Genomic DNA, 19,298 nt, shown 5'->3' with positions numbered 1-19,298 from the left:
GGTCTTCCTCGTCACCGCCGCCGGCGAGCGGGAGGTCGGACAGTATCCGGATGCCGGCCCCGAGGAGGCCCTGCGCTACTTCGCCGCCAAGCACCTCGACCTCGTCCAGCAGGTGGCCCTGCTGGAGACCCGCCTCCGGACCGGTGCGGACGCAGCGGACGTGCGCGCCTCCGCGCTCGCCCACCGCGCAGAGCTCGCCACGGCCGCGGTCGTGGGCGACCTCGACGCGCTCGCCGCGCGCCTGGACGCGCTGGTCGCCAGTGCGGAGAAGGCGCAGGAGCAGCAGGCCGCCGAGCGCGCGGAGCGCCTGGCCGAGGGCCGCAGGCTCCGCACCGCGGTCGTCACGGAGGCCGAGGAGATCGCCGGGCAGGATCCGGCTCGGATCCAGTGGAAGCATTCCGCCGCCCGCATGCGCGAGCTCTTCGAGATGTGGAAGTCCGTCCAGTCCGGCTACCCGCGCCTGCCCAAGGCGGAGGACAAGGAGCTCTGGGGCCGCTTCTCGGCGGCGCGCGCGGCCTTCGACAAGGGACGCCGCGCCCACTTCGCGGAGCTCGACGCACGGTCCGCGGAGGGCCGCCGCATCAAGGAGAAGCTCATCAGCCGGGCGGAGGAGCTCTCCACCTCCACCGACTGGCGCGAGACCGCCGCGAAGTACCGCGATCTCATGGACCAGTGGAAGGCGGCCCCGCGCGCCGGCCGGAAGCACGACGACGCGCTGTGGGCACGCTTCCGCGGCGCACAGGACGTGTTCTTCGCCGCACGGGATGCGGAGAACGCGAAGATCGACGAGTCCTACCGTGCGAACCTGGCCGTCAAGGAGGAGCTCCTCGCACAGGCGCAGGCGCTGCTGCCGATCACCGACCTGCCACGGGCGAAGGCCGCCCTGCGGGATCTGCAGGAGCGCTGGGAGGACGCGGGCAGGGTGCCGCGCGCGGACGCCTCCCGCATGGAGTCCGGTCTGCGCGAGGTCGAGCGCGCCGTCGCCGAGGCCGAGGACGCCGCGTGGAAGCGCTCCAACCCCGAGCACCGCGCCCGGGCGACGGGCATGCTCGCACAGCTCGAGGAGGGCCTCGCCGAGCTGCGCGCGGAGCTGGCCCGGGCCGAGGCCTCGGGCGATGCCCGGGCGGTGGAGAAGGCCTCCGAGGCGCTCGCGACCAAGCAGGCGTGGTACGAGCAGCTCGCGCAGTCCGCCCAGGAGCTGGACTGAGAGCCGCCGCGGCCTGAAGCGCTGTCCACAGATCGGCCGGACCCTCTTGCGGGTCCGGCCGGTCCTCACGAGAGTGGGAGCATGGACCTCCTGCATCGGACCGGCGCTCCCCTGGCCCGCACCGGCCTCCTCGCCCTCGAACGCGACGGCCTGCTCGACCGGCTCGCCGAGGACGTCTGGGTCCCGGCCGGCACGGTGCAGGACCCGCGGCTGCGCGCCTCCGCGCTGCCGGAGCCCCCGCGGCCGGAGCTCGCGGCCTCCCATCGCACCGCGGCATGGATCTGGTGGGGCTCCGGCTCAGGACGCGCCCCCGCCGTCTCCGAGTTCACCACCCTCACCCGCAGGAGGGTGCGGGCGGCGCGGCGGAGCTCCACCATCTACGAACGCGATGTGCCGCCGCCGGAGCGCCTGCGCATCGACGGGCTCTGGGTGACCTCGCCGGAGCGGACGCTGTTCGACCTGCTCCGCCTCTGCCGCGAGTCCGCGGAGCCGCTGTCCCTGGCACGGGAGCGGTGTGCCCGCGTGCCGGCGGGCGACCGGCTGCGGTTCGTCCGCTGGCTCGACGGGATGCGGCGCCGGCCCCACGTCGCACACGTCCGCGCGCTCGCTCTCGCGGCGTTCGCGGAGAGCGCTCAGCCGCTCACGCGATAGACGTCGAACACGCCGTCGACCTTGCGGACCGCCGTGAGCACCGAGTCCAGGTGGCTGCCGTCGCTCATCTCGAAGACGAAGCGCGACTGGGCCACCCGGGCCCGGGAGGTCGCGACGGAGGCCGAGAGGATGTTCACGTGGGTCTCCGAGAGCACCCGTGTGATGTCGGAGAGAAGACCCGAGCGGTCGAGCGCCTCCACCTGGATGTTGACGAGGTAGACGCCCTGCGTGCTGCCGGTCCACTCGACCTCGACGAAGCGCTCCGGCTCGGAGCGCATGGAGGCGAGGTTGCTGCAGTCGCTGCGGTGCACGCTCACCCCGGCCCCGCGGGTGACGAAGCCCACGATCGCGTCACCCGGCACCGGGGTGCAGCAGCGTGCGAGCTTGATGAGCAGACCGTCCGCCCCCTTGACCCGCACGCCGTCGGCGGACGAGTGGTGGCCGCTCGACCGCCCCGTCCGGTTCGACGGCGTCAGCGGCACCTCGTCCACGTCGTCCGGCTCGATCTCCTTGGCCAGCAGGTCCACGACGTGCGCCGCGGAGCTGGTGCCGTTGCCGATCGCCGCGTAGACCGAGGAGACGTCCGGCAGGTTGAGCTCCTCCGCCACCCGCACCAGGCCGGCTGCGCTCATGAGCGACTCGGCGGAGAGACGGTGGCGGCGGATCGCACGGGCCAGCTGCTGCCGGCCGGACTCGATGGCCTCCTCCCGGCGCTCCTTCGAGAACCACTGACGGATCTTGTTCTTGGCCCGCGCGGACTTCACGAAGCTCAGCCAGTCCCGGCTGGGGCCGGCCGATTCGTCCTTGGAGGTGAACACCTCCACCACGTCGCCGTTGTGGAGTTCGGAGTCGAGGGAGACGAGGCGCCCGTTGACGCGCGCGCCCATCGTCCGGTGGCCCACCTCCGTGTGCACGCTGTAGGCGAAGTCCACCGGACTGGCCCCCGCCGGCAGGGAGATGATGTCTCCCTTGGGCGTGAAGACGTACACCTCCTTCGAGTTCACCTCGAAGCGGAGGCTGTCGAGGAACTCGTCCGGATCCGTCACCTCCTTCTGCCAGTCGAGGAGCTGCCGCAGCCAGGCCACGTCGTCCACCGCGCCGGTGTCGCCCACCTTCGCGGTCCGGCCTCCCGCGGCCGGCGACCCGGGGCGGTCCTTGTACTTCCAGTGCGCGGCGACGCCGAACTCCGCACGGCGGTGCATCTCCCGCGTCCGGATCTGGATCTCCACCGGCCGGCCGTAGGGACCGATGACGGTGGTGTGGAGGCTCTGGTACATGTTGAACTTGGGCATCGCGATGTAGTCCTTGAAGCGGCCCGCCACGGGCGACCACTTCGAGTGGACGATGCCGAGCGCGGCGTAGCACTCGCGCACCGAGTCCACGAGGACGCGCACGCCGACCAGATCGTAGATGTCCGCGAACTCGTGACCGCGCACCACCATCTTCTGGTAGATCGAGTAGTAGTGCTTGGGGCGGCCGGAGATCGTCGCGTCGATGTGGGAGTCGGCCAGGCCCTCTCCCAGCTCGTTGGAGACGATGCCCAGGTACTTCTCGCGCTCCGGCGTGCGCTCGGCGACGAGCCGGACGATCTCCTCGTACACCTTGGGGTAGAGCACCTGGAACGAGAGGTCCTCGAGCTCCCACTTGATGGTGTTCATGCCCAGCCGGTGCGCCAGCGGGGCGAAGATCTCCAACGTCTCCTTGGCCTTGCGCGAACTCGAGGAGGCCGGGACGTACTTCCAGGTGCGCGCGTTGTGGAGCCGGTCCGCGAGCTTGATGACGAGCACGCGGATGTCGCGGCTCATCGCCACGATCATCTTGCGCACGGTCTCCGACTGCGCCGCGGCCCCGTACTCGATCTTGTCCAGCTTGGTCACGCCGTCGACCATGACGGCGATCTCCTCGCCGAAGTCCTGCGTGAGCGCCTCGAGCGAGTAGTCCGTGTCCTCGACGGTGTCGTGCAGGAGCGCGGCGGCCAGCGTCGTGGGATCCATGCCGATCTCCGCGAGGATCGTCGCGACCGCCACGGGGTGGGTGATGTAGGGATCGCCGGACTTGCGCATCTGCCCGGTGTGGGCGCGTTCCGCGGTGCGGTACGCCCGCACGACGAGTTCGGTGTCGCTGCCCGGGTGCGCGGACTCCAGCGCCTGCAGGAGCGGACCCAGCGCCTTGGGGCGGGAGGGATCCTGCTGCGAGCGCGCCGTCCAGAACGCCAGCCGGCCTATGCCCCTGCGCCTGGCGGACGTGGTCTCGTCGATCTGTGCCACGACCGGCCTCCTTCTCCCTCGCTGCGTGCCTGAGCACTCATGCTATGCCACAGCGCACACCGGGGCGGAACCGGAGGCCGGGTCAGCGGCCCGCGCTCACCGGCGCCTCGCTCATGAGCACCGGGGGCCGGTCCGGCAGACCGCGCTCGCGGCGGCGCTCCGCGACGGCCGCCTCCTGCTCCTTCACGGCGGGCTCGCGCGCACGCAGCACGGCGTAGAGCGGGGCGGCGACGAACAGCGTCGAGAGCCCTGCGACGATCTGGCCGATGAACAGCGAGAGCGAGATGTCGACGAGTGTGCCGGCGCCCAGCATGAACACGCCGATGAAGAGGATCGCCCCGATCGGCAGGGCGGAGATCATCGAGGTGTTGATGGAGCGCACCGTCGTCTGGTTGATGCCCAGGTTGACGAGCTCGGAGAACTTCATGTGGACGTTGTCGCGGTACCCGGCGGTGTTCTCACGCACCTTGTCGAACACCACGACCGTGTCGTAGATCGAGAAGCTCAGCACCGTGAGGAAGCCGATGATCGCCGCCGGGGTCACCTCGAAGCCGGTCGCCGAGTAGATGCCCACCGTGATGAGCATGACGGCCACCACGCCCACGATCGCGGCGAGCGACATCTTCCACGTCCGGAAGTACACGGCCATGACGATCATCGCCAGCGCCACGAAGATCACGAGCGCACGCATCATCTTCACGGTCACGTCCTGACCCCACTGGGGCCCCACGAACGTCGACGTCACGTCCGCCTCCTCGACCGAGTAGGCGTTGACGAGCGCCTGGCGCGCCTCGTAGACCTGCGCGTCCGTGAGCTCGTCGCTGGTGACGCTCACGGACGTGTCCGAACCCGCGACGGCGGAGACGTTCTCGTCGCCGACGGCCTCGCGCACCGCCTCCTCACCCACCGCGGGATCCGCGGAGGTCACGTTGTCCACCTGGAACTGCGAACCGCCGGTGAAGGCGATGCCGAGGTTGAACCCGCTCACCAGCGGGATGACGAGGGACAGGGCGCACAGCAGACCGGAGATGCCCAGCCACAGTCCGCGCCGGGGCACGAACGGGATCGAGGTCTCGCCGCTGTGGAGCCGGTTGCCCCAGGACAGGAATCGCTTCATCGGTCGTCGTCCCCCTGCTCGTTGCCCGCTGCGGCGCGCGCCGCTTCCTCGGCCTTGCGCTGCGCGAGGCTGCGCCCGCCGCCGGCACCCGCCGCTGCCTGCGTGCGTCTGTCCATCCGCGCCTGCCGCCGCTTGGCCTCCCGGTAGGAGCCGCTCTTGCGGCCGGCCTCCTTCCTGGCCCGGTCGAGATCCAGGTTGAGAGCGCCCCGGTAGGCCGCCTGGCTCACGCCCAGCTGCCGGGGATCCATGCCGGACATGGGGTGGCCCTCGCCGAAGAACCGGGTGCGGGCGAGCACCTGCATGACGGGGTGGGTGAAGAGGATGAAGATGAGGATGTCGACGATCACCGTGAGTCCGAGGGTGAACGCGAAGCCGCGCACGCTGCCCACGGAGAGCACGTAGAGGATGATCGCGCCGAGCATGTTCACGCCCTTCGAGGCGAAGATGGTGCGCTTGGCGCGGTCCCAGCCGATCTCCACGGCGGAGGTGAGCCGTCTGCCTCCGCGCAGTTCGTCCCTGATCCGTTCGAAGTAGACGATGAACGAGTCCGCCGTCGCCACGAGGCCCACGATCAGACCGGCCACGCCGGCCAGCGAGAGCCGATAGCCGTACCGCCAGGTGACGACGAGCAGCAGGAGGTAGGTGATCACGCCGGCCACGACCAGGCTCGAGATCGTCACCAGGCCCAGCACGCGGTACTGGGCGAGGGAGTAGATGACCACGAGGATGAGTCCAATCCCGCCGGCGATGAGGCCCTTCTGCAGCTGGTCGGAGCCCAGGGTGGGCGAGACCTGCTCCTCGCTCTGCACCGAGAAGCTGATGGGCAGCGCGCCGTTCTTCAGCTGATTGGCCATCGTCTCCGCGGACTCGAGCGTGAAGTCGCCGGTGATCTCCGCCTTGCCGTCCGCGATGACGGCGTTGGAGGTGGGAGCGGAGATCACGAGGCCGTCGAGCACCATCGCGAACTGGTTGTAGGGCTGCTGCTGACCGGTGATCGCGCGGGTCATGTCCGCGAACACCTGCGTGCCCTCGGAGTCGAAGGAGAGGTTGACCGCAACCTGGTTGGTCTGCTGTCCCTGGGAGGTCGAGGAGAAGCCGAAGCCCGCGTCCGCGACGTGTGAGCCGTCGAGCTCGAGCGGACCGAGGATGTACTTCGCGGCGCCGTCCTGCTGGCAGGAGACCATGAAGCCGTCCGGGTCCCCGGAGTCGCCGCCCGTGCGGTTGGCCGGGTCCGTGCAGTCCAGTGCGGCGAACTGCTCCATGAGGTCCGCGCTCTGCCAATCCGTGTTGGTCGTGGGATCGAAGCGCGGCGTGGAGTCCGCGAACTCGGAGGCAGGCTGCTCGTCGGACTGCTCCTCCGGCTCAGCGGACGGCTCCGCCGACTCCGCCGCGGAGGGCTCCCCGGACTGCGCGGGCTGCGCCACCGTGCCGCCGGCCTCGGGCGCCTGGGTCTCCTCCATGAGGTCCTCGAGCCGCTGCCGGTCCTCGTCGCTGAGGTCGCCCAGCGGATCCTCCTCCTCGGCGCCCTGCTCCTCCTGGCCCGCGGGCTCAGGTGCGCCGACGAAGGCCACGCGGCGGAAGCCGAGCTGCGCGGACGAGCGCACGAGCTCCCGCGTCTCCTCGTCCGGGTTGCCCGGCAGGTTCACAACGATGTTGCGATCGCCCTGGGTGCTGATCTCCGCCTCGCTCACGCCCGTGGAGTTCACGCGCTGGCGGATGGTGGCGACGGCCTGGTCGAGCTGCTCCTTCGTCACCTGCGAGCCGTCCTCCACCTCGGCCTCGAGGATGATGGACGTGCCGCCCTCCAGGTCGAGGGCGAGCTGCGGCGTCCAGGTGGCGTTCGACCAGATCGCCCCTCCTCCCACGAGGAGGACGAGCGCGCCGATGACGATTCCCAGCCAGGTGAATCCCCGGGCCGGACGGGGTTGGGACGAGGGTGCGGACACAGCTTCGCTTTCAGGTGGTGGAGTGGTGGTCGGGCCTCAGCCGCGGGCCGAGCCCTCGGGGCCGTTCTCACGCCCGTCGTCGGTGCTCTCCTCGTCGGACTGCTCGTCCGACGGGACGGCGCCGTCCGTGGAGCCGTTCTCCTCGCGGGTCTCCGGCTCCAGCGAGGACAGATCGTCCGGGACCTGCGTGTCCGCGGGCAGATCCACGGACTCGTCCCCGGCCGCGGCGGCGGGGGCCTCGATGGTGCCGATCGCCTGCCGGTGGACGGTGAGCACGGTGCCGGGGCCGGCCTCGATCGTCACCTTGTTGTTCTCCAGGTCCGTGTCCAGCACGGTGCCGAAGACCCCGAAGGACGTCATCACCCGGGCACCGGGGACCAGGCCGGTGGCGAGCTTCTCCTGCTGTGCGCGCTGCTTCTTCCGCGAGTTGAACATCATGAAGATGAGCAGGGCGCCAAGGGCAACCATGAGGAGGATTTCCATGTGGTCGAAGACCGCCTTCCGACGAAGAGAGATAGAGGAGGTCCCGGCGGGACCGAATATCAAGTGTAGTGGGAACAGCTCCGCATCACTAAGACGCGGCTCTCAGCTCGCACTCCGGCGGCGTCAACCCGCGTCCGGCGGCGTGAGCCCCAGGTGCTCCCAGGCCGCACGGGTGGCGATCCGCCCGCGGGGCGTGCGGGTGACGAGGCCTTCGCGGACGAGGAACGGCTCCGCGACCTCCTCGACGGTTTCGGCCTCCTCCCCCACCGTCACGGCGAGGGTGCCGAGTCCCACCGGTCCGCCGCCGAACCGGGTGCAGAGGCTGCGGAGGACGGAGCGGTCGAGCCGGTCGAGCCCCAGTGCGTCGACCTCGTAGACCTCCAGTGCCGCCCGCGCGGCGGCGGTGGTGATCCGCCCGTCGCCGCGCACCTGCGCCCAGTCCCGCACGCGGCGCAGCAGCCGGTTGGCGATGCGGGGCGTACCGCGCGAGCGCATGGCGATCTCCGTGAGGCCCGTCTCCTCGGTCTCCATGCCGAGCTTGCGGGCGCTGCGCGCGAGGACGGAGTGGAGGTCCTCGGCGGAGTAGAAGTCGAGGTGGCCCGTGAACCCGAACCGGTCCCGCAGCGGGGCCGGGAGCAGGCCGGAGCGCGTGGTGGCGCCGACGAGCGTGAAGAAGGGCAGTTCGAGCGGGATCGCGGTGGCCCCCGGCCCCTTGCCCACGATGACGTCCACCCGGTAGTCCTCCATCGCGACGTAGAGCATCTCCTCCGCCGCACGGGACATGCGGTGGATCTCGTCGATGAAGAGGACCTCGCCCTCCTCGAGGGAGGAGAGGATGGCGGCGAGGTCGCCGGCGTGCTGGATGGCGGGGCCGGAGGTGACCCGGATGCCGCGGCCCATCTCGTGCGCGATGATCATCGCCAGAGTGGTCTTGCCGAGCCCGGGAGGGCCGGAGAGGAGGACGTGGTCCGGCGTGCGGCCGCGCGCCTTCGCCGCCTCCAGCACGAGCGAGAGCTGAGCGCGCACCTGGGGCTGGCCCACGAAGTCCGCGAGCCCCTGCGGGCGCAGCGCGGCCTCCTCCGCCCGCTCGGTCTCCCCCGCGCCGCCGGCCGTCAGCCGCTCGGCCTCCGCGCCGGTGAGCGCCTCGGACCCGAAGTCGATCTCGTAGGAGCGCTCACTCACAGGCGACCGCCGAGGATCCGGAGGGACTCGCGGAGGAGGACGGGCACGGGCGCGGAGGGGGCGGACTCGCTCGCGCGCGCGACGGCGTCCAGCGCCTCGGCCTGCTTCCAGCCGAGGCCCACGAGCGCGTCCACGACCTCGTCGCCGGCCCCGCGCGTCACTGCCGCCACGGGTGCGGCGGAGAGGGAGGCCGTGCCCGCCGGCAGCTTGCCGGCGAGCTCGAGGAGCATCCGCGCCGCGCCCTTCTTCCCGATCCCGGGCACGGCGGTGAGCGCGGCGGCGTCCTCCGCGGCCACAGCCTGCCGCAGACCGTCCGCACCGAGGACCCCGAGGACGGCGAGGGCGAGCTTGGGGCCCACCCCGGACACGCTCAGCAGGGTCTGGAAGACCGAGCGCGCGTCGGCGGAGTCGAAGCCGTAGAGGGTGAGCGAGTCCTCCCTGACCACCAGCTCGGTGTGGAGCTCCGTCTCCTGCCCCTCCGTCAGCGTCGCGGCCAGCGCCGGGGTGACGAACACCTGCCGCCCCACCCCGTGGGTGACGATGACGGCGGAGTCCGCGCGGGCGGCGCGGACGGTGCCTGCGAGGTAGGCGATCACTGCGGCTCCTTGCTCTCATGGCTGTTCGAACACGTGTGCGATTGCCAGTCTAACGCCGGCGCCGCTGAACGCACGCCGGGAGCGGCTCCTCAGGCGCGCGCGGCGCGCATGGCCCGTGCCCACTGCTGCTGCGCCGGAGTCAGCCCGGTGCCCGCCGTCGTGCGCGCGCGGCGGGCCAGCACGTCCTTCTCCTTGCCGGGCGTGGAGGCGCCCGCCACCGCACCGCGCCAGAGGTGGGTGATCGCGAGCCCCAGCGCGTCCGCGGCGTCCGCCGGCTTGGGCGGCGCGTCCAGGCGCAGGATGCGGGTCACCATGTGCGTCATCTGGCGCTTGTCCGCCCGCCCGCTGCCGGTGATGGCGGCCTTCACCTCGGAGGGGGTGTGCATCGCCACCGGGAGGCCGCGGCGCGCGGCCAGGCCCATCGTCAGCCCCGAGGCCTGGGCCGTGCCGATGATGGTCGAGACGTCCGAACGGGCGAACACGCGCTCGATCGCCACGACGTCCGGACGGTGTTCGTCGATCCACTGGTCGAAGGCCTCGGCGATCCGCCCCAGCCGCACGTCCACGGATTCGTCCGCGGGCGTGCGGACCACCCCCACCGCCACGAGCTGCGGACGCGTGGGGCTGCCGGAGTCCACCACGCCCAGGCCCAGCCGGGTGAGGCCGGGATCGACGCCCAGGACCCTCACACCCTCACTCCTCCTCGAGGGCGGCGAGGACCTCGTCGGAGACGTCGATGTTCGAGAACACGTTCTGGACCTCGTCCGAGTCCTCGAGCGCGTCGATGAGGCGGAACACCTGCTGTGCGATGTGCGGGTCCTCGACCGGGACCTCCACGCCGGGGACGAACAGCGCCTCCGCAGAGTCGTAGTCGATCCCGGCCTCCTGCAGCGCGGTGCGGACGGCGACGAGATCGGTGGCCTCGGAGTGGATCTCCCACTTCTCGCCGGCGTCCTTGACCTCCTCGGCGCCCGCGTCGAGGGTGGCCTCGAGGATCGCGTCCTCGTCCGCGGCGTCCTTGGAAACCGTCACCACGCCCTTGCGGGAGAAGTTGTAGGCCACGGAGCCGGGATCGCCCATGTTGCCGTTGTTGCGGGTCACGGCCACGCGCACCTCGGACGCCGCGCGGTTGCGGTTGTCCGTGAGGCACTCGATGAGGAGGGCCACGCCGCCGGGGGCGTAGCCCTCGTACATGATCGTCTCGTAGTCGACGCCGGAGCCGTCGAGGCCGCCGCCGCGCTTGACGGCGCGCTCGATGTTGTCCGCGGGCACCGAGTTCTTCTTCGCCTTCTGGATCGCGTCGAAGAGCGTGGGGTTGCCCGAGGGATCAGGGCCGCCGTTGCGGGCCGCGACCTCGATGTTCTTGATGAGCTTGGCGAAGAGCTTGCCCCGCTTCGCATCGATCGCGGCCTTCTTGTGCTTGGTCGTTGCCCATTTGGAGTGACCTGACACGGAATGTGCTCCTCTTCGCTGTCGGTCCGCGCTCGCGCGGAGCGGATCAGCTCCGCGGACGCGGTTTCTTCCGATCGACCAGTCTACCGCCATGCGGGTCCCGCGTCCCGCCGCCTCGCGCAGCCGCCTCGTAGACTTGGCCCATGCCACTGAACCACCCGGCCGCGCAGCTGCTCGCCTCGATCCCCAGTCCCTCCGTCTCCGGCATCGAGCTGGGCCCGATCACCCTGCACTTCTACGCGCTGTGCATCCTCGCCGGGATCGTCCTGGCCGTCCTGCTGACGAACCGCCGCCTCGTGCAGCGCGGCGTGCCCCAGTGGCAGGTGCTCGACATCGCGATCCTCGCCGTGCCGATGGCGATCGTCGGCGCGCGGATCTACCACGTCATCAGCCATCACGAGGACTACTTCGGCCCGGGGCGCAATCCCTGGAACCCGTTCCAGCCCGGTTCCGTCTGGGCGATCTGGGAGGGCGGCATCGCGATCTTCGGCGCGCTGCTGGGCGGCACGCTGGGCGTGTGGATCATGTGCCGCCGCATGGGGCTGCGGTTCACCGCACTGGTGGACGCCATCGCGCCGGGCCTCATCCTCGCGCAGGCCTGCGGGCGCTTCGGCAACTGGTTCAACCAGGAGCTCTTCGGGAGGCCCACCACCCTGCCCTGGGGCCTCGAGATCGATCCTGGCAACCCGGCGATCCCGCCGGGCACCCCGCCCGGCACCCTCTTCCACCCCACGTTCCTCTACGAGGTCGTCTGGAACACACTGGGCTGCCTCGTGCTGCTCTGGCTCACCCGGAAGGCGTACTTCCAGTGGGGACGCGTCTTCGCCTGCTACCTCATCTGGTACGGAGCGGGTCGCGTGGTCTGGGAGAGCATCCGCCTCGACCCCAGCCTCGTGTTCCTGGGGCTGCGCACCAACGTGTGGGCCGCGCTCGGCGCAGTCGCCCTCGGCGTCGTCATTCTGCTCGTGCAGGCGCGGCACCGCGAGCCGGAGCCGTCTCCGTTCGCGCCCGGCAGGGAGCCGCAGCCGGCACAGGCGTAGAGCACCGGACCTACAGCACCCTGCGCCACCACTCGAGGATGGCCTCGAACCGGGCGATCCGGTGGCGGGGCCGTCCGGAGCGCGAGAGTTCGTGGTCCTCGCCGGGGAAGACGAGCAGCTCCGCGTCCCTCCCCGCCCGCACGAGCGCGCCGTAGTACTGCTGGGCCTGCTCGAGCGGGCACCGCAGATCCTGCTCCGAGTGGATGACGAGCACGGGGGCGCGCACGCCGGCCACGCGTTCCATGGGCGACTGCCGGCGCACCTGCTCCGGCTCCGTCCCCAGATACTCTGCACCGAACCAGCCGCCGATGTCGCTGGTCCCGGCGAAGCTCTCGGGCACGAGGAAGCCGCGCTCCACGATCGCCCCGGCGAAGCGGGACTCCGCGCCCGCCAGCATGGCGGTGAGGTAGCCCCCGTAGGAGCCTCCCTGCACGCCCACCCGCGAGCGGTCGAGGCGGGGTTCCGCGTCCAGCGCGGCGTCGAGCACCGCGAGGACGTCCGCGGCCGCGGGCTCCGCGAAGTCGCCCTGCACCGCCGCACCCCAGGCGCGGCCGCGGCCGGCCGAGCCGCGCGGGTTCGACCACACGACCGCGTAGCCGGCCTCCGTGAGTGAGCGCACCTCGTCGAAGGCCGCGGCGGTGTACTGGGCGAAGGGGCCGCCGTGGATGCTGAGCACGACGGGGTGCGGACCGGCGCCCTCGGGCAGCGCGTACCAGCCGTGCGCCTCTCCCAGGGGCGTGGGCGCGGACACCGGGACGGCCCGGTACCAGGCCGAGTCGTCCAGCCGCGTGAGCTGCACCGGCTCGCCCGTCTCCGGGCACACGCGGAAGACCTCCCCGCAGCTGGTGGGGGTGGCCGCGGTGACGATGAGCGTGCCGTCGGCGGCGCTGCACCAGCCCGTCACCTCCCAGTCCGCGGGCGTGAGTGCGGTGACCTCCCCGGTCTCCAGCGCCACGGACACCAGCAGCACTCCCCCGTCGCGGTCCGCGAGGGTGAGCACGCGCCCGCCCGCCGGCACGAGCGCGCCGGTGAGCTCCCACTCGTCGGCCGGGGTGAGACGGGTCGTGCGGCCCGAGGCCGTGTCGTGGAGGTACAGGCCCGGCACCCGGGCCACGAAGTCCTGCCGGGACGGGCCGAGCTCCACGGCGGTCACGAGGAGCGTGCCGGCGTCCAGCCAGGCGTGCCTGCGCACCGCGAGGTCGCCGAGGTCGAGCGCCCGCGGGCCGGTCTCGTCCGCGAGCCACACGGTCGTCCGCAGATCCGCCGTGCGTCCCGGCCGTGCGACCGGGGCGACGACGGAGGCACGGCCCAGGTCCGCCCGCAGGTCCGAGACCTCGCCGGTGAGGGTGAGGAGCGTCTCAGGCTCCGGCAGCGGCAGCTCACCGGCGACCGCCGGTGCGGACTCCCCGTCCAGGGGGATCCGGAGCAGCCGCGTGGGGCGGTCGAGCACCCAGCCCAGACCGTTCGACTGGTACTGCAGGGAGGAGATCCGGCGCGGCGCCTCGGCCTCCGGACCCACCTCCGGATCCGTGCCGTAGCGACCGGGTTCCGGCAGGCGCGCGAGCACGTACGCGTTCGCACCGTCCTCGGCGAGGACGGGCGCCCAGACGCCCAGGGGCTCGTCGGTGACCTGCCGGAGCTCGCCCGGCGACACGGCCGCCCACAGCTGGGCCGGGGCGCCGCGGGAGGCGCGCAGGAGGACGCGCACGTCCCCAGCGGCCGCCTCATGGGTGTCGGACCAGCCGGTGCTCACACGTGCGCAGCGGCTCTCCGGCGGGACCTGCAGGCCGTCCGTGTCGCAGTCGAGCGCGACCGCGTGCAGGCGCGTGGTGTAGGTGTCCGTCGCGGCGTCCGGCCGCGTGACCTCGAAGCGCACGGAGGTCCCGGCCGCACGCGGCCGGGCGAGCGTGTGCAGCGAGGCGAGCAGCCGGGCCGAGGGCGTCGAGGCGGCAGACGCGTCAGCGGCCTCACTCATCGTCGCTCCCCCATGCCTCGGCCAGCCGCGCGCGCACGTCCCCGTGGACCTGGGGCAGCGCCTTCGTCTGCGCGACGATCGGCAGGAAGTTCGCATCCCCGGACCAGCGGGGCACCACGTGCTGGTGGAGGTGCGCGGCGATGCCCGCGCCTCCCGCCGCGCCCTGATTCATGCCGAGGTTGAAGCCGTCCGGTCCGGAGACGCGCCGCACGGTGCGCATGGCCACCTGCGAGAACTCCGCGAGCTCCCGCGTCTCCTCCGGCGTGAGATCCGTGTAGTCGGCCACGTGGCGATAGGGGCAGATGAGCAGGTGCCCGGGGTTGTAGGGGTACAGGTTGAGCACGGCGAAGACGTGCGCGCCGCGGGCGACGACGAGGCGCTCGGCGTCCTCGTGCGCGGGAGCCGCGCAGAACGGGCACTCCCGCTCGCCCTCGTCACGCGGCTTGGCGTCGCCGCCCACGTAGACCATGCGGTGCGGCGTCCAGAGGCGCTGGAATCCGTCCGGCTCCCCGGGGAAGCCCGCGGCCGCCTCCGGCTCCGGGATCCCGGCCGCACCCGCGCCGTGCGCCGTCATGCCTGCGCCTTGGTGCGGATCGCCTCCAGCACCGTCTCGACGGCCTCGTCCACGGGCACACCGTTGCGCTGCGTGCCGTCGCGGAAGCGGAAGGAGACCGCGCCGGCCTCGGCGTCCTCCCCGCCGGCGATGAGCGTGTAGGGCACCTTCTGCTTCGAGGCGTTGCGGATCTTCTTGGGCATCCGGTCGTCCGAGTCGTCGACCTCGACGCGCACGCCGGCCGCGCGCAGCTTCGCCGCGATCTCCTCCAGGTACGGCACGAAGGGCTCCGCGACCGGCACGCAGACGACCTGCACGGGTGCCAGCCACACCGGGAACGCCCCGGCGTAGTGCTCCGTGAGCACGCCCATGAAGCGCTCGAGCGAGCCGAACTTGGCCGAGTGGATCATCACCGGCCGCTGCCGGGACCCGTCCGCGGCCTGGTACTCGAGCTCGAACCGCTCCGGCTGGTTGAAGTCCAGCTGGACGGTGGACATCTGCCAGGTGCGGCCGATCGCGTCACGGGCCTGGACGGAGATCTTGGGACCGTAGAAGGCGGCTCCGCCCGGATCCGGCACGAGCTCCAGGCCCGACTCCCGCGCCACTTCCTCCAGGGTGCGGGTGGCCTCAGCCCACTGCTCGTCCGAGCCGATGAACTTGTCCTTCTTCTTCCCGTCCTCGTCGCGGGTGGAGAGTTCGAGGTAGAAGTCGTCGAGTCCGAAGTCGCGCAGCAGCGAGAGCACGAAGTCGAGGAGGTGCCGGATCTCCTTCCCGGCGTCCTCCTGGGCGACGTAGGAGTGCGAGTCGTCCTGCGTGAGCGCCCGCACGCGGGTGAGGCCGTGGACCACGCCGGAGGGCTCGTCGCGGTAGACCGTACCGAACTCGAACAGGCGCAGCGGCAGCTCGCGGTAGGAGCGGCCGCGCGACCGGTAGATGAGGTTGTGCATGGGGCAGTTCATCGCCTTGAGGCGGTAGGGGACCTCGTCCACGCCGAAGGCCGGGAACATGTTCTCCCCGTAGTAGGGCAGGTGGCCCGAGGTGAAGTACAGGGTCTCCTTCGAGATGTGGGGAGTGCCCACGTAGGAGAAGCCCTCCTCGATGTGGCGGGCGCGGACGTAGTCCTCCATCTCCCGCTTGATGATGCCGCCCTTGGGGTGGAACACCGGCAGGCCGGAGCCCAGCTCGTCCGGGAAGGAGAAGAGGTCGAGTTCCGAGCCGAGGCGCCGGTGGTCGCGGCGTTCGGCCTCCGCCAGGCGCTCCTGGTGGGCCTTGAGGTCCTCCTTCGACGCCCAGGCGGTGCCGTAGACGCGCTGCAGCGAGTCGTTCGCCTGGTCCCCGCGCCAGTAGGCCGCCGAGGCGCGGGTGACCGCGAAGCCCTGGCCGATGTGCCGGGTGGTGGGCAGGTGGGGGCCGCGGCACAGGTCCTGCCACACGGTCTCGCCCCTGCGGTTGCGGTTCTCGTAGACCGTGAGATCGCCCGCGGAGACCTCCACGCCGGCCTCGTCGTCGGCCGCGCCGAACCGCCCGGTGATGAGCTCCGTCTTGTACGGCTCCCCGGCCATCCGCTCCAGCGCCTCCTCCTCGGACACCTCGACGCGGTGGAAGGTCTGCCCCTCCTTGATGATCTGCTTGGCCCGCTTCTCGATCGCCTTGAGGTCCTCCGGGGTGAAGGGATCCACGTTGCCGAAGTCGAAGTAGAAGCCGTCGGTGATGAACGGACCGATCCCCAGCGTGGTGCCGGGGAAGAGCTCCTGCACCGCCTGCGCGACGACGTGGCCGGCGGAGTGCCGGAGGATGTTCAGCCCGTCCTGGTCCGCGAGCGTGATCGGCTCGACCTCGTCACCCGGGTGCAGCTCCCGCGACAGATCCGCCGGGACCCCGCCGAGCCGGATCGCGACGACGTCGCGCCGCTCGGCGAAGAGCGTCGCACCCGTCATCCCCTCCTCGAACGGGTGGGAGTTGCCTTCGAGGATGAGGTCTGCGGACACTGTCTGCTCCTAAGCTTGTGCGATCCGGGGGCGTACCGTCTCACGGCTGCCGCTCCCGCAGGCAGGGACGTACCGGGGCCCTGCGCCGCCTGAGAGTCTAGCGCCTGGTCCGGGGACGCGCAGAGGGCGGGAGACGACAGAGGCCGGGAACCCGAAGGTTCCCGGCCTCTGTCCGGATCTGTGCGCGATACTGGGATCGAACCAGTGACCTCTTCCGTGTCAGGGAAGCGCGCTACCGCTGCGCCAATCGCGCGTGTGCACCCGTCCGAGGGTGCGGCCGCCGCCATGATAAAGGCCGAGGACATGCAGTCCCCGGCTCCTCATCCGTGCGCGATACTGGGATCGAACCAGTGACCTCTTCCGTGTGAAGGAAGCGCGCTACCCCTGCGCCAATCGCGCCTGTTGAACAGGCTGTTCACTTATACTCCAGCGGCGTGGACCGCCGTGCGCGATACTGGGATCGAACCAGTGACCTCTTCCGTGTCAGGGAAGCGCGCTACCGCTGCGCCAATCGCGCTCGATCCGGACGAACCGGAGCGAACAGAGGTGGAGAAGGGATTCGAACCCTCGTATACGGCTTTGCAGGCCGCTGCCTCGCCTCTCGGCCACTCCACCGCGAGACGGTTGACCATCTCCGAGCGGATGACGAGATTCGAACTCGCGACCCTCACCTTGGCAAGGTGATGCGCTACCAGCTGCGCCACATCCGCGCGGAACCCGCTTCCCACCGCCGTTTCCGGCGAGAGAACCTCAGGCTCCGTGCCGCCCGGTCTCCCTGGCGACGAAACATAAATCTACACGCCCCCACCAGGCCGTGCAAATCGATCGCCGGTGTCCTGTGTCACACCGCATTCACCTGTGCTTCAGCCGCCTGTTCCCGGCCCTTCTGCGCGAGCGCGGTGAGGCGCGAGAGGCAGCGCAGGTACTTCTTCCGGTAGCCGCCGGCGACCATCGCGTCGGTGAAGATCGCGTCCAGCCGCACGCCGGTGTTGTGCACCGCGATGTCCCGGTCGTACATGCGGTCCACGAGCGCCACGAAGCGCAGCGCCACCCCCTCGTTCGTGAGGGTGTCCACGTCCTCCCACGCCACCGTGCCCACACCGTCGAGCATCCGGCCGTAGCGAGAGGGATGGACGGCGGAGAGGTGCGCGACGAGGGAGCCGAAGGGGTCGCGGGCCAGGGTGCCGGTCGCCGCGGCGACGACGGCCTCGAGCGCGTCGGCGGAGAGCGGCTCCGGCGGCGCGGGCGCGCCCCGGTGCCGGTAGTCGTCGCCGTCGATGGAGATGACGCTGAACTGGTCGGAGAGCGCCTGGATCTCCCGCAGGAAGTCCGAGGCGGCGAACCGCCCCTGGCCCAGCGCGCCCGGGAGGGTGTTGGAGGTCGCGACGATCTTCACCCCGGCGTCCGTGAGCTCGCGCATGAGGCGGGACATCATCACGGTGTCCCCGGGGTCGTCGAGCTCGAACTCGTCGATGCACACGAGCTTCATCTGGCTCAGCTCGTCGCGGGCGCGGAGGAACCCGAGCGCGCCGATGAGGTTGGTGTACTCGACGAACGTGCCGAAGGTCGCCGGCTTCTGGTTCGCGTGCCAGGTCGAGGCCAGCAGGTGCGTCTTGCCCACGCCGTAGCCGCCGTCGAGGTAGACGCCCTTCGACCGGCCCTTCCGCCCGCCGAACAGGCGGCCGAAGAGCCTGCCGCCGGAGCCGGACTGGGCGGCGAACTCCTCGAGGGTGTCGCGCGCCTGCGCCTGGGAGGGCTGCGCGGGGTCCGGGCGGTAGGAGGCGAAGGACACACTCTCGAACTGCGGCGGCGGCACGAGGCCGTCGATCAGCTCGTCGGGTGAGACCCGGGGGTCGATGTCTGCAAGATGGATGATCTGGGGGTCGCTCACAGCCGCTCAGTCTACAGATGCCGCGGATTCCGGGGAACGCCGCGGCCGCACCGGCGCCTCAGGCGAAGTCGAAGCCCAGCCGGCCCAGGGCCTTGGGGTCTCGCTGCCAGTCCTTGAGGACCTTGACGTGGAGGTCGAGGTACACCGGGGTGCCCAGCAGCGCCTCGATCTGCCCGCGCGCCTGCGTGCCGATCGCGCGCAGGCGCGAACCGCCCTTGCCGATGATGATCGCCTTCTGGCTGTCCCGCTCCACGTAGAGGTTGACGTGGACGTCCCAGAGCGGCCGGTCCTCCGGCCGGCCCTCCCGCGGCCGCATCTCCTCCACCTGCACCGCGAGCGAGTGCGGCAGCTCCTGGCGCACGTCCTCGAGCGCGGCCTCACGCACCAGCTCCGCGATCATCACCGCCTCGGGCTCGTCCGTGAGCTCCCCGTCCGGGTAGAGCGGCGGGGAGGCGGGCAGGTGCGAAGAGAGCACGGCGCCCACCTCGTCCACCTGGAAGCCGTCCACGGCGGAGACGGGGATGATGTCCGCGAAGTCGCCCAGCTGCGCGACGCGCAGCAGCGCCTCCCCCACCGCGTCCCGCGAGACGCGGTCCGTCTTCGTCACGAGGGCGACCACCGGCGTGCGGCCGGAGAACTGCGCGAGCTGTTCTGCGATGTAGCGGTCGCCGGGGCCCGGCTTCTCGTCCGCCGGCAGGCAGAAGCCGATGACGTCCACCTCCGCGAGCGTGCCGGCCACGAGCTCGTTGAGCCGCTCGCCCAGCAGTGTGCGCGGACGGTGCAGGCCGGGGGTGTCGACGAGGATCAGCTGGTACTCGTCGCGGTGGACGATGCCGCGCACGGTGTGGCGCGTGGTCTGGGGCTTGGCCGAGGTGATCGCCACCTTCTCCCCCACCAGCGCGTTGGTGAGCGTGGACTTGCCCGTGTTGGGCCGGCCCACGAAGCAGGCG

Annotated in this window: 16 protein-coding genes and 5 tRNA genes; 3 read left to right on the top strand and 18 right to left on the bottom strand. The window is 71.3% G+C overall.

Translation table 11 applies throughout. From position 1 onward, the window contains the following. Together Q0A33_RS13995 and Q0A33_RS13990 are read left to right on the top strand one after the other, a co-directional pair. A partial coding sequence (locus Q0A33_RS13995; RefSeq protein ID WP_291798057.1) for a DUF349 domain-containing protein occupies positions 1–1,207 on the top strand: 1,207 nt, incomplete at its 5' end. A gap of 81 nt (positions 1,208–1,288) precedes the next feature. After that, positions 1,289–1,858, top strand: a complete 570-nt coding sequence (locus Q0A33_RS13990; RefSeq protein ID WP_291798054.1) for a hypothetical protein — start codon at positions 1,289–1,291, stop codon at positions 1,856–1,858. On the opposite strand, the gene Q0A33_RS13985 is transcribed toward Q0A33_RS13990, so the two are convergent. The 8 genes from Q0A33_RS13985 to Q0A33_RS13950 form a co-directional block, all read right to left on the bottom strand. After that, positions 1,840–4,125: a bifunctional (p)ppGpp synthetase/guanosine-3',5'-bis(diphosphate) 3'-pyrophosphohydrolase gene (locus tag Q0A33_RS13985; RefSeq protein ID WP_291798052.1), complete on the bottom strand. Its 2,286-nt coding sequence runs from the start codon at positions 4,123–4,125 to the stop codon at positions 1,840–1,842. The genes Q0A33_RS13990 and Q0A33_RS13985 overlap by 19 nt on opposite strands. An 82-nt stretch (positions 4,126–4,207) precedes the next feature. Next, entirely contained in the window at positions 4,208–5,242 is a 1,035-nt protein-coding gene (secF, locus tag Q0A33_RS13980; RefSeq protein WP_291798049.1) for a protein translocase subunit SecF, read from the bottom strand. Next, entirely contained in the window at positions 5,239–7,188 is a 1,950-nt protein-coding gene (gene secD, locus Q0A33_RS13975) for a protein translocase subunit SecD (RefSeq protein ID WP_291798046.1), read from the bottom strand. The genes secF and secD overlap by 4 nt, the downstream gene beginning before the upstream one ends. A gap of 36 nt (positions 7,189–7,224) precedes the next feature. Then, positions 7,225–7,671, bottom strand: coding sequence for a preprotein translocase subunit YajC (yajC, locus tag Q0A33_RS13970; protein ID WP_291798043.1), 447 nt, complete (start codon positions 7,669–7,671; stop codon positions 7,225–7,227). 123 nt (positions 7,672–7,794) lie between these two features. Next, complete coding sequence (gene ruvB, locus Q0A33_RS13965; protein ID WP_291798040.1) at positions 7,795–8,853, bottom strand: Holliday junction branch migration DNA helicase RuvB; 1,059 nt, start codon at positions 8,851–8,853, stop codon at positions 7,795–7,797. Then, entirely contained in the window at positions 8,850–9,449 is a 600-nt protein-coding gene (gene ruvA / locus Q0A33_RS13960) for a Holliday junction branch migration protein RuvA (RefSeq protein WP_291798038.1), read from the bottom strand. The genes ruvB and ruvA overlap by 4 nt, the downstream gene beginning before the upstream one ends. A gap of 89 nt (positions 9,450–9,538) precedes the next feature. Further along, entirely contained in the window at positions 9,539–10,138 is a 600-nt protein-coding gene (ruvC, locus tag Q0A33_RS13955; protein ID WP_291798034.1) for a crossover junction endodeoxyribonuclease RuvC, read from the bottom strand. A 4-nt stretch (positions 10,139–10,142) separates the two neighbouring features. Next, complete coding sequence (locus tag Q0A33_RS13950; protein ID WP_291798032.1) at positions 10,143–10,901, bottom strand: YebC/PmpR family DNA-binding transcriptional regulator; 759 nt, start codon at positions 10,899–10,901, stop codon at positions 10,143–10,145. Positions 10,902–11,044: 143 nt separating this feature from the next. Here Q0A33_RS13950 and lgt point away from each other — a divergent pair, with 143 nt between their 5' ends. After that, positions 11,045–11,941 (top strand): prolipoprotein diacylglyceryl transferase, encoded by an 897-nt coding sequence (lgt, locus tag Q0A33_RS13945; RefSeq protein ID WP_291798029.1) that lies wholly within the window; start codon positions 11,045–11,047, stop codon positions 11,939–11,941. Between the two features lie 10 nt (positions 11,942–11,951). Here lgt and Q0A33_RS13940 read toward each other — a convergent pair whose 3' ends face one another. The 10 genes from Q0A33_RS13940 to era all read right to left on the bottom strand — a co-directional run bounded on the left by Q0A33_RS13940 (position 11,952) and on the right by era (position 19,288). Beyond that, a complete protein-coding gene (locus Q0A33_RS13940; RefSeq protein WP_291798026.1) occupies positions 11,952–13,916 on the bottom strand; it encodes a prolyl oligopeptidase family serine peptidase in 1,965 nt (654 codons plus the stop codon). Next, entirely contained in the window at positions 13,909–14,490 is a 582-nt protein-coding gene (locus Q0A33_RS13935; protein WP_291798023.1) for an HIT domain-containing protein, read from the bottom strand. The genes Q0A33_RS13940 and Q0A33_RS13935 overlap by 8 nt, the downstream gene beginning before the upstream one ends. Beyond that, a complete protein-coding gene (thrS, locus tag Q0A33_RS13930) occupies positions 14,487–16,406 on the bottom strand; it encodes a threonine--tRNA ligase (protein WP_291798064.1) in 1,920 nt (639 codons plus the stop codon). Before thrS ends, Q0A33_RS13935 begins: the two co-directional genes overlap by 4 nt. Before the next feature lie 232 nt (positions 16,407–16,638). After that, positions 16,639–16,710 (bottom strand) — tRNA-Val (locus Q0A33_RS13925). 74 nt (positions 16,711–16,784) lie between these two features. After that, positions 16,785–16,856: transfer RNA gene (locus tag Q0A33_RS13920), tRNA-Val, on the bottom strand. A gap of 46 nt (positions 16,857–16,902) precedes the next feature. Continuing rightward, positions 16,903–16,974: transfer RNA gene (locus Q0A33_RS13915), tRNA-Val, on the bottom strand. Positions 16,975–17,001: 27 nt separating this feature from the next. Then, positions 17,002–17,072 (bottom strand) — tRNA-Cys (locus tag Q0A33_RS13910). 22 nt (positions 17,073–17,094) lie between these two features. Beyond that, positions 17,095–17,167, bottom strand: a tRNA-Gly gene (locus Q0A33_RS13905). A 131-nt stretch (positions 17,168–17,298) separates the two neighbouring features. Next, entirely contained in the window at positions 17,299–18,348 is a 1,050-nt protein-coding gene (zapE, locus tag Q0A33_RS13900; protein ID WP_291798019.1) for a cell division protein ZapE, read from the bottom strand. A gap of 58 nt (positions 18,349–18,406) precedes the next feature. Beyond that, positions 18,407–19,288 (bottom strand): GTPase Era, encoded by an 882-nt coding sequence (gene era, locus Q0A33_RS13895; protein WP_291798061.1) that lies wholly within the window; start codon positions 19,286–19,288, stop codon positions 18,407–18,409. Positions 19,289–19,298: the final 10 nt, after the last annotated feature.

This window comes from Brevibacterium sp. (genome assembly GCF_022712115.1).
GTDB classification, from domain to species: Bacteria; Actinomycetota; Actinomycetes; order Actinomycetales; family Brevibacteriaceae; genus Brevibacterium; species Brevibacterium salitolerans.
This window is presented reverse-complemented; position numbering and strand designations above follow the sequence as displayed.